This is a genomic window from Pseudomonas sp. BW16M2 (assembly GCF_014268865.1).
GTDB classification, from domain to species: Bacteria; Pseudomonadota; Gammaproteobacteria; order Pseudomonadales; family Pseudomonadaceae; genus Aquipseudomonas; species Aquipseudomonas peradeniyensis.
The window spans coordinates 1-228 of sequence record NZ_JABWRI010000103.1 but is presented as its reverse complement, the minus strand read 5'-3'; the positions used below and the strand labels follow the sequence as shown (position 1 = coordinate 228).

The window sequence follows — 228 nt, the reverse complement described above, 5'->3', positions numbered from 1 at the left end:
GAATAGCTCAGTTGGTAGAGCACGACCTTGCCAAGGTCGGGGTCGCGAGTTCGAGTCTCGTTTCCCGCTCCAGTTTCAACGCATCGTTCCGACGGTGCAGGTGGTGAAGGTCGTCAAGGCGCTTCACGCCACATGCGGTAAAGCTTCACCCTGCGGGAATAGCTCAGTTGGTAGAGCACGACCTTGCCAAGGTCGGGGTCGCGAGTTCGAGTCTCGTTTCCCGCTCCA

The 228-nt window shown here is 58.8% G+C and carries 1 tRNA gene; it reads left to right on the top strand.

The annotated features are described in order from the left end of the window. Window positions 1–152 precede the first annotated feature (152 nt). Window positions 153–228, top strand: a tRNA-Gly gene (locus tag HU735_RS26915).